The 9406-nt window shown below is 66.9% G+C and carries 10 protein-coding genes; 6 read left to right on the top strand and 4 right to left on the bottom strand.

Translation table 11 applies throughout. The annotated features are described in order from the left end of the window. On the top strand, positions 1-608 hold a 608-nt coding region (locus tag KIH27_RS18350; protein ID WP_214094408.1), incomplete at its 5' end, for a cytochrome c oxidase subunit I. Between the two features lie 72 nt (positions 609-680). After that, complete coding sequence (locus KIH27_RS18345; RefSeq protein WP_214094407.1) at positions 681-1142, top strand: VOC family protein; 462 nt, start codon at positions 681-683, stop codon at positions 1140-1142. Here KIH27_RS18345 and KIH27_RS18340 read toward each other — a convergent pair. Then, positions 1112-1612: a group III truncated hemoglobin gene (locus tag KIH27_RS18340; protein ID WP_250150354.1), complete on the bottom strand. Its 501-nt coding sequence runs from the start codon at positions 1610-1612 to the stop codon at positions 1112-1114. The two genes, KIH27_RS18345 and KIH27_RS18340, sit on opposite strands and share 31 nt — an antisense overlap. Next, on the bottom strand, positions 1605-2336 hold the full coding sequence (locus tag KIH27_RS18335) for a helix-turn-helix transcriptional regulator (RefSeq protein WP_214094406.1): 732 nt from the start codon (positions 2334-2336) through the stop codon (positions 1605-1607). Before KIH27_RS18335 ends, KIH27_RS18340 begins: the two co-directional genes overlap by 8 nt. A gap of 143 nt (positions 2337-2479) precedes the next feature. On the opposite strand from KIH27_RS18335, the gene KIH27_RS18330 reads away from it, so the two are divergent. Further along, complete coding sequence (locus tag KIH27_RS18330) at positions 2480-3862, top strand: acyl-CoA synthetase (RefSeq protein WP_214094405.1); 1383 nt, start codon at positions 2480-2482, stop codon at positions 3860-3862. Positions 3863-3879: 17 nt separating this feature from the next. Here the strand turns inward: KIH27_RS18330 and KIH27_RS18325 are convergent, their stop codons facing one another. Next, positions 3880-4608 (bottom strand): CHAP domain-containing protein, encoded by a 729-nt coding sequence (locus KIH27_RS18325; protein ID WP_214094404.1) that lies wholly within the window; start codon positions 4606-4608, stop codon positions 3880-3882. A gap of 297 nt (positions 4609-4905) precedes the next feature. On the opposite strand from KIH27_RS18325, the gene KIH27_RS18320 reads away from it, so the two are divergent. Beyond that, positions 4906-5193 carry an outer membrane protein assembly factor BamD gene (locus tag KIH27_RS18320; RefSeq protein WP_214094403.1) on the top strand — a complete coding sequence of 96 codons (288 nt, stop codon included), beginning with the start codon at positions 4906-4908 and terminating at the stop codon, positions 5191-5193. 1 nt (position 5194) lies between these two features. Here KIH27_RS18320 and KIH27_RS18315 read toward each other — a convergent pair whose 3' ends face one another. After that, positions 5195-5893, bottom strand: coding sequence for a TetR/AcrR family transcriptional regulator (locus KIH27_RS18315; RefSeq protein WP_214094402.1), 699 nt, complete (start codon positions 5891-5893; stop codon positions 5195-5197). A 131-nt stretch (positions 5894-6024) separates the two neighbouring features. Here KIH27_RS18315 and KIH27_RS18310 point away from each other — a divergent pair, with 131 nt between their 5' ends. After that, positions 6025-6450, top strand: a complete 426-nt coding sequence (locus KIH27_RS18310; protein WP_214094401.1) for an MmpS family transport accessory protein — start codon at positions 6025-6027, stop codon at positions 6448-6450. Continuing rightward, positions 6447-9335 (top strand): MMPL/RND family transporter, encoded by a 2889-nt coding sequence (locus tag KIH27_RS18305; protein WP_214094400.1) that lies wholly within the window; start codon positions 6447-6449, stop codon positions 9333-9335. The genes KIH27_RS18310 and KIH27_RS18305 overlap by 4 nt, the downstream gene beginning before the upstream one ends. Positions 9336-9406: the final 71 nt, after the last annotated feature.

Raw genomic sequence — 9406 nt, 5'->3', positions numbered from 1 at the left:
CGTTCCTGGCGGGTGGGCTGACCGGGGTGATGCTGGCCAGCCCGCCGCTGGACTTCCACGTCACCGACAGCTACTTCCTGATCGCGCACTTCCACTACGTGCTGTTCGGCACGATCGTGTTCGCCACCTACGCCGGCATCTACTTCTGGTTCCCGAAGATGACCGGGCGGCTGCTTGACGAACGGCTGGGCAAGCTGCACTTCTGGCTGACGTTCATCGGCTTCCACACCACGTTCCTGGTGCAGCACTGGCTGGGCAACATGGGCATGCCGCGGCGCTACGCCGACTACCTCCCCAGCGACGGTTTCCAGGGCTTCAACATCGTCTCCACGGTCGGGGCGTTCTTCCTCGCCGCGTCGGTGGTGCCGTTCGTATGGAACGTCTTCCGCAGTTGGCGCTACGGCGAGGTCGTCACCGTCGACGACCCGTGGGGTTACGGTAACTCACTGGAGTGGGCGACCAGCTGCCCGCCGCCGCGGCACAACTTCACCGAACTGCCGCGGATCCGGTCCGAACGCCCGGCGTTCGAGCTGCACTATCCGCACATGGTGCCCCGGCTGCGCCACGAGATTCATGTCCGACACGGAAAGACCCCGGTCGGCGGGTAACGTGGATCGGCGTCGACGAAAGCCCGGAGGGGCGCCCGCGTAAGCGGACGTAGTGATGCTGAGGAGCGGCGGATGAGCACCGACACGGACGACACGGCCATCACCGGACCGGATGAGCAGCCGAGGCCGAATGTGCGAGTGGCCTCGTCGGTCGTCCGGGTCTCCGAACTGCGCCAGTCAGTGCGGTTCTACTGCGACGTGTTCGGCTTCCGGGTGGTGATCCACGAACACGATGTGGCACTCCTGGTGTCGCCCAGCGGTTTCCAGCTCTACATCAACTCGATCGACCCGTCGCGCCGGCATGACCGCGGCACCATCGGCGTGGAATTCCTGATGTGGGCGACCGACAGTCGTGCTGAACTCGAGGCGATCGAGCAGCGGCTGCGCACCCACGACCCGGCGGTGTTCACCCACGTCGAGAACGGTGTGACGTTCGTGGAGGGGTGCGACCCGGACAAGATCCGGGTGGTGGTCGCCTATCCGAGTCCGGACCAGCTGCCGCGTCAGGTGATCGCGTCGGTGCTGCGCGGCTGACGTGCGGTGTCGCGCAGCCGGACCGCCAACTCCGTGCACTGCTTGACCAGTTCGTTGAGTTCGGCGTCGTCACCGCCGGTGAGCGCGCGGTGCATCGACCAGCAGATCCGGGCGGCCTGCCGTTTCGCCCGCTCGGCGAGCGGCCCGGCGAACATGTCGTCGACGGAGGCATACCAGGTCGTCAGCCATCGCAGGAAATGCGGGGTGGACAGCGCGGTGGTCTCGTGGACGCGTCCGTGCACATCCTGGACATGGCCCTGATACCGGCGGACCTTGAACAGCACGGTCTCCCAGAAGTCGGCCATCACCGGGATGTGTTCGGCGAGGCCGTGCACGTCGCGGACCTCCGCGAACGGCTCGCCCAGGATGTCGTCGTACAGCACGGTGCCATAGAAGCGCCACAGCAGCGCTTCGACGTCGTCGCGGTCGGCCAGGTCGGCCAGGGTCGTGCGCTCGTCGAGCTCAGTCATCGGTCACCACCCGGGCGATGCACAGCTCCGGTTCCACGAACGGGTCCAGTTCGGCGCGCAGCCGGTCACCGTCGCCCGCGCCGGTCTGGGCGTGCAGCAGGCCCCGCAGCAGCCCGACGTGCATGCCGCAGCTGACCTCCGGATGGGTGCGGGCCAGATCCCGGACCGGGCAGCCGTGCAGCCGGATCGTGCGCTCCCGCTTGCCGTCGGCGCCGGGTTCGGCGGCCGGGGCCAGTTCCGGGCCGAACCCCATCCGCTCGAAGATCTCGGCGATCATGTCGGCCCGGTCGTCGGCGCTGTCCGTGCAATCGGGTCCGGGGTCGTCGGATTCGGCGGTGGCGTTGGCGATGATCCGGCCCGCCCAGCGCTCGCCGGCGCGTTCGGCGCGTTCCCGCCGTTCGGCGACGGTGTCGCCGAGTTCGAGCGCGAGGATCTCCGCGAGGCTGCGGTAGTCCAACCGGTCGCGGACCGCGACGTACCCGGTGCGGGGCCGGCCGACGCCGTCTCGCTTGATCCGGGTGCGCGCCACGGCGCCCTCCTCGCACAGCGCGTCCAGGTGGAAGCGCACCGTGGTGATGTGCAGGCCCATCTGGCCGGCGATCTCACCGGCATCCACCGCACCGTCGCCCTCGCGCACCAGTCGCAGCACGCGTTCGCGCTGCTGGTTGCGCGGCAACCGCTGGCTGCGCGGCCCACGACGTTCATGGCTGGCCTGATCGGGCATCCGCGGACCTTCCTCGTTCCGTGTCGTCACAAATATAGCCGACATTTAACGGATGGACGTTATCAATATTCGGGTCTGGGCGTGGCCGCACCGGACGTGGCGGCCGGCCGACTCGCGTTCAGAACCCGAGTAACGTCGCCGATGTGCTGCTGACCTCGCTGAACCCTGACGCCGACGATATCGCGGATGCGGTACGCATCGACAACACCATACTGAGCCGCGCCGATCTGAGCAGCGCTTCGGCCGCGGTCGCGGCGGATCTCACCGGGGTGGGCCGGGTGGCGGTGCTCGCCACCCCGACGGCGTCGACGGTGCTCGCCGTCACCGGGTGTCTGCTCGCGGGGATTCCGGTGGTGCCGGTCCCCGCCGACGTGGGTGCGGCCGAACGAGCGCACATCCTCACCGACTCCGGTGCGCAGGCCTGGTTGGGGGACCGGCCCGACGACCTGGCCGGTCTGCCGCACATCCCGGTCCGCCGCGGCGCGGGCGCCGGGCCACGCCCGCTCGAGCCGGCCGGTTCGGACACCGCCCTGATCATCTACACCTCCGGCACCACCGGGCCGCCCAAGGGCGTGCAGCTGAGCCGTCGGGCGCTGGCCGCCGACCTGGACGCCCTGGCGCAGGCCTGGCAGTGGAGCGCCGATGACGTGCTGGTGCACGGCCTGCCGCTGTACCACGTGCACGGCCTGGTGCTAGGCCTGCTCGGCTCGCTGCGGGTGGGAAACCGGTTCGTGCACACCGGCAAACCGACACCGCAGGCCTACGCGAGCGCGGGCGGCTCGCTGTTCTTCGGGGTGCCGACGGTGTGGTCGCGGGTGGTCGCCGACAGCGGGGCCGCGGCGATGCTGCGGTCGGCGCGGCTGCTGGTCTCGGGCAGTGCCGCGCTGCCGGTGCCGGTGTTCCGCCGGCTCGCCGAACTCACCGGTCAGGCGCCGGTGGAGCGCTACGGCAGCACCGAATCGCTGATCACGGTGAGCACCCGCCTCGACGGCGAACGCCGGCCGGGCTGGGTCGGGTTGCCGCTGGCCGGGGTGACGACGCGACTGGTCGCCGACGACGGCGGCACGGTCGCCCACGACGGCGAGACGATCGGGCGCCTGCAGGTGCGCGGGGCCACGCTGTTCGACGGGTACCTCAACCGTCCGGACGCCACGGCTGAGGCGTTCGACGACGGCTGGTACCGCACCGGCGACGTCGCGGTCATCGACGGTGACGGAATGCACCGGATCGTCGGTCGCGAATCGGTGGATCTGATCAAGACCGGCGGCTTCCGGGTGGGCGCCGGGGAGATCGAGACCGTGCTGCTGGGGCATCCCGGGGTTGCCGAAGTCGCGGTGGTGGGGCTGCCCGACGACGACCTGGGGCAGCGGATCGTTGCGTTCGTCGTCGGTGACGCAGCTCCTGCGGAGCTGATCGACTATGTGGCCCAACAACTCTCGGTGCACAAGCGGCCGCGCGAGGTGCGCATCGTCGAGGCGCTGCCCCGCAACGGGATGGGGAAGGTGCTCAAGAAGGCGTTGCTGTAGCCGACTCGGGGCGTGGTTCAGGGGAGCAGGATGTAGGACATGCCGGGCACGTCCTTGACGTCGCGGCTAGCCCAATTTCCCGGCCCGTTGGCTCCGTTCATCTCGGTGACGTGGATGTAGCGTCCATCAGAGCGCTGCGAGACCGAGTCAACCCAGGCGACGTGGCCGTTTGTCGGGTCGGCGCCCTTTACACCGGGCTGGAACACCACGATCGCGCGGTTTTGTGCGTCGTCGACGACGGTCCAACCGGCGGCGCGGGCGGAACCCTTCCAGTCCTTGGCGTTACCGCCGAAATCGGGGTAGTAGCGGTTGCCGGTGGCCTGATACCACTTCTGCTTTGCGCCCCAGGTGCATTGGCCGGAGACGCCGGTGTTGCGGTTGGTGGTCTTTCCCATGCTGCGGCCCGATGCCGCCGGCGGGGCCGGCGCGGGTGCCGGTGCCGGTTTGGCATTGCAGGCCGGTGTGACCGAGTTGAAGGTGCCGGTCTCGATGTCGATGTCGGCTACGTAGTAGCCGTCGGAGACCCGGTACCACAGGTCGTCCCAGCCGCCGTTGGGGAGGTTGAAACTGAAGTGCCCCTGGACGCTCTGTCCCCGCGTCGAGCAGGTCAGCTTCAACTTGTCGCCGACGCTGTACCAGCCGTTCTGGCGTGACTTGAGGGTGGGTTCGGACATCCGCTGGGTTTTCGCCTTGACGGTCGCGGTCGGCTCGGCGTGTGCCTGCGGTGCCAGCAGCAGGGATTGCATGCATCCCGCGGCTACCGCCGCACTGGCTGCCAGTGTCAGCAGTCGGCGGCCTCCGCCTGGCCGGCCTGTCCCGAGAATTGCAGGTCGTCGGCTCGTCATGATTCTCCTCGATGCCGGTTATTCGATATGCGGGTCCACCGTGGTGGTGCTGAATTTAGCCAGATGGCAACCGAAATAGCCGGTGGAGAGTCATGATTCGACCGTTCGTACGACAGATCGGGAGTGATGCGTACCGCTGTCGAACTCCGGCGGCGTAGGCTCGTCACTCGTAACCTGACCAGAAGGGTGGGCCCTGCCATGCCGCGATTCAGCCCTGCTGTACTGACCGCCCTCGCCGCGTCGGCGTTCCTGCTGAGCGGGTGCTCGGCCGTTGAGAAGCTCACCGAGAAGGGTGGCGACACCACCTGCAAGGAGTTCAACGCCGACGACGACGACAAGCAGAACGCCGCGGTCTCGGCGATGCTGCACAAGAAGTACGGCAAGGAGGCGTCGCACCTGGAGATCGCGGCCACCAAGATCGGTGTGCAGGCGTTCTGCAAGACGATCGGGACCGACAGCAGCAAGATCAGCGAGGTCCGCGCCTGAGTCAGGTGTGCTTGCCGGGCCCCGCCGGCTCCCAGGTCTGCATGGCGGCTTCGATCCCGTCATCGTCGAGGGCGGCTACCGGTAGCGGCGCCTGGTCGCTGCGCTGGCGCATGCCGTCGAGCAGGATCGCCACGTAGCGGCGCCACAACCCGGGGTCGACGTGGCCGGCGAATTCGCTGACCGTGCCGGCCAGGAGCGCGAAGATCGGCATGTCGGTGTCCGCCGCCTCCGGGCGCAGGTGCCCGTCGAGTCGCACCCGTTCGACGAGTTTCTTCTGCAGGGGAACAAGGTGCTCCTGGGCGGTCTGGACTCGGTCGCCGCCGTAGCACTTGCTGAACGCGATCTCCCGCAGCCCGCGGTCGGTTGCGGTGATCTCGCACATCTGCTCGACGTACCACACGAATCCCTGCCATGAATCAGGCTGCTGCAGAGCCGATTCCGCCAGGTCTGCCAGCTGATCGATACCGTCTTTGAAGATCGCCTCGATCAGCTCGTCCTTGGTCGCGAAGCGTCGGTACACGGTTCCGACCCCCACACCGGCGTGATGGGCCACGTCGTTGAGGTTGGGTTCGAGGCCCTTGGCCGCGAACAGTTCGCGGGCGGCATCCAGTATCCGGTTGCGATTGCGCTCGGCGTCCTTGCGCAGGGGGCGGGGCGTCGTCTCACTGGCGCTCACCCGGACAAGTGTAATCGGGACCACGTCAAAGTGGATTGACTTGATCCGGTTAAACAGTTAGCTTGGCTATCTGCACGATTCGGGACGCCGCGGAGTCTTGCGTGCGCGCAACGTCAACAGGCTGCCGAGTGGGCGCGGCATCGGGAAAGGTAGCGATGAAAGACGTGGTTGGACGGCTGTGGCTACCCGCCCTGATCGTGCTGGCGGTCACGCTGGGCAGTTTGACGGTGGCGCGCATGCGGACCGTGTTCGGATCGAATCCCGTTGTGGTGACCGACCTGTCCTCCGACAATGCCGAGGACTTCAACCCGAAGTTCGTGAAATACGAGATCTTCGGGTCCGGCGCCACGGCGGTCATCAACTACATGGATCTGGAAGGCAAGCCGCAGCGCGTCGAGAACACGGCGCTGCCGTGGACGCTGACGCTGCAGACCACGCTGCCCTCGGTGATGCCCAACATCCTGGCCCAGGGTGACGGCGACAGCATCAGCTGCCGGGTCACCGTCGACGACGAGGTCAAACAGGAGCGGACCGCCACCGGCGTGAACGCCGAGACCTTCTGCTTCGTGAAGGCAGCATGAGCGCGCCGACCGAACCCATCGCGGTGTCCAGCCACGCCTCGCACCCGCGGATTCCGCGTTTCATCCGGAAGTTCGCGCTGCCGATCATCCTGGTGTGGATCGGGATCATCGTCGGCCTGAACACCGTCGTCCCGCAGCTTGAAGAGGTCGGCAAGCTGCGCGCGGTGTCGATGAGCCCCAACGACGCACCGTCGATGATCGCCACCAAGCGGGTCGGCAAGGTCTTTCAGGAGTACGACACCAGCAGTTCGGTGATGATCGTCCTCGAAGGCGACCAACCGCTGGGCGCCAAAGCACACGCGTTCTACGACGAGATGGTGCGCGAACTGCGTGCTGACACCACCCACGTCCAGCACGTCCAGGACTTCTGGGGCGACACGCTGACCGCCAAGGGCGCCCAGAGCGCCGACGGCAAGGCGGCCTACGTGCAGGTCTACATCGCCGGCGATCAGGGGGAGACCCTGGCCAACGACTCGGTGGACGCGGTGCGCCGCATCGCATCGGAAACCCCTGCGCCAGAAGGGGTCAAGGCCTATGTGACCGGTCCGGCGGCGACGAGCTCCGATCAGAACCATGTCGGCGACAAGAGCATGGAAACCATCGAGATGCTCACCTTCGGGGTCATCACGATCATGCTGTTGTTCGTCTACCGGTCGATCATCACCACGCTGATCGTGCTGGCAATGGTCATGCTCGAACTGTCCGGCGCCCGGGGGATAGTGGCATTCCTGGGATTCCACAACCTGTTCGGGTTGACGACGTTCGCCACCAACATGCTGGTGACGCTGGCCATCGCCGCCTCCACCGACTACGCGATCTTCCTGATCGGTCGATATCAGGAGGCGCGAAAAGTCGGCGAGGACCGAGAAACCGCCTACTACACCATGTTCCACGGCACCGCGCACGTGGTGCTGGCCTCGGGTCTGACCATCGCCGGCGCCACGTTCTGCCTGCACTTCACCCGACTGCCGTACTTCCAGACCATGGGAATCCCGCTGGCGGTCGGCATGGTGATGGTGGTCGCGGCCGCCCTGACACTCGGACCTGCCGTCATCACGGTGGGCAGCCGATTCGGCCGGATCCTCGAACCCAAGCGGGTCAGTCGGTCAGCCGGCTGGCACAAGGTCGGCACCGCCACCGTGCGCTGGCCGGGAGCGATCCTGGTGTGCGCCGTCTCGGCGTCGCTGATCGGGCTGCTCGCGCTGCCCGGCTACCACACCAGCTACAACGACCGCATCTATCTCCCCGACGACGTCGCGGCGAACGTCGGCTACTCGGCGGCGTTCCGGCACTTCTCCCAGGCGAAGATGAACCCGGACCTGATGATGGTCGAAACCGACCGGGACCTGCGCAATCCGGCGGACTTCCTGGTGATCGACAAGATCGCCAAAGCCCTCAAGAACGTGCACGGCATCGCCCAGGTGCAGACCATCACCCGCCCCGACGGTGATCCGATCAAGCATTCGACGATCCCGTACACCATCGGCCAGAGCGGCACAGCCCAGCTGATGAACAACGACTACATGCAGACCAACCTGGACAACCTGCTCAAGCAGACCGAGGACCTGCAGGACAGCATCGATGCGATGACCGAGATGATGAGCATCCAGTCGGACCTGGCGGCGGTGTCGCAGCGGATGGCCGACAAGATGAGCAACACCGCGGTCGACATCGGCTCGATGCGCGACCATATGGCCGATCTCGAAGACTTCTGGCGGCCGATTCGCAACTACTTCTACTGGGAACCGCACTGCTTCGACATCCCCATCTGCCTTTCGCTGCGGTCGATCTGGGATGCGATCGACGGCGTCGACGTGATGTCCGGCGACTTCGACGACCTGGTTCCCGAGATGCAGCGGATGGCCGCGCTGATGCCGAAGATGGTCGCGGTGATGCCGGCGCAGATCCGGTCGCTGAAGAACCAGAAGGAGACCCTGCTCAACCAGTACCAGGTGCAGAAGGCCCAGCAGGACCAGAACATGGCGATGCAGCAGAACTCGACGGCCATGAGCGAGGCGTTCGACGCCGCCAAGAACGACGACTCGTTCTACCTGCCGCCGGAGGCCTTCGACACCGCCGACTTCAAGCGGGGCATCAAGCTGTTCATCTCACCCGACGGACATGCGGTGCGGTTCACCATCATTCACCAGGGTGACCCGCTGACACCGGAGGGAACCTCGCGCATCGAACCGCTGAAGATCGCGGCGGCGGATGCGATCAAGGGCACGCCGTTCGAGGGGGCCCGGATCTACCTGGGCGGCAGCGCGGCGATGTTCAACGACATGCAGCGAGGCGCCGACTACGACCTGATCATCGCCGCGACGGCGTCGCTGGTGCTGATCTTCATCATCATGATGGTGCTCACCCGCGCGGTGGTGGCGGCGACGGTGATCGTCGGGTCGGTGGTGCTGAGCCTCGCCTCGGCGTTCGGCCTGTCGATCGTGATCTGGCAGCACGCGGTGGGGATCCCGCTGCACTGGATGGTGCTGCCGATGTCGGTGATCGTGCTGCTCGCGGTCGGCGCCGACTACAACCTGTTGCTGGTCTCGCGGATCAAGGAGGAGATCCACGCCGGCCTGCACACCGGTCTGATCCGCGCCATGGTCGGCACCGGGGCGGTGGTCACGGCCGCCGGTCTGGTCTTCGCCTTCACGATGGCCTCGATGGCCGTCAGCGCGTTGATCGTGATCGGCCAGGTCGGCACCACTATCGGACTGGGTCTGCTGTTCGACACCCTGATCGTCCGGTCGCTGATGACACCGTCGGTCGCCACCCTGCTCGGGCGCTGGTTCTGGTGGCCGCAGCAGGTGCGGCCGCGGCCGGTGCCGGCGCCTTGGCCGCAACCGGTCCGGCGCGAGTCGGAAGCCGAGGACGCCCTGGTCTGACGCGACCGGCACCCCTCAGCGCGAGCGTGCAGAACTGACCGCTGAAACCCCAGGTGACGGGCTGTTGCGGA

The organism is Mycolicibacter acidiphilus (assembly GCF_018455725.1).
In the GTDB taxonomy this organism is placed as follows: Bacteria; Actinomycetota; Actinomycetes; order Mycobacteriales; family Mycobacteriaceae; genus Mycobacterium; species Mycobacterium acidiphilum.
The sequence above is the reverse complement of the archived record's forward strand: the minus strand, read 5'-3'. Positions and strand labels throughout refer to the sequence as shown.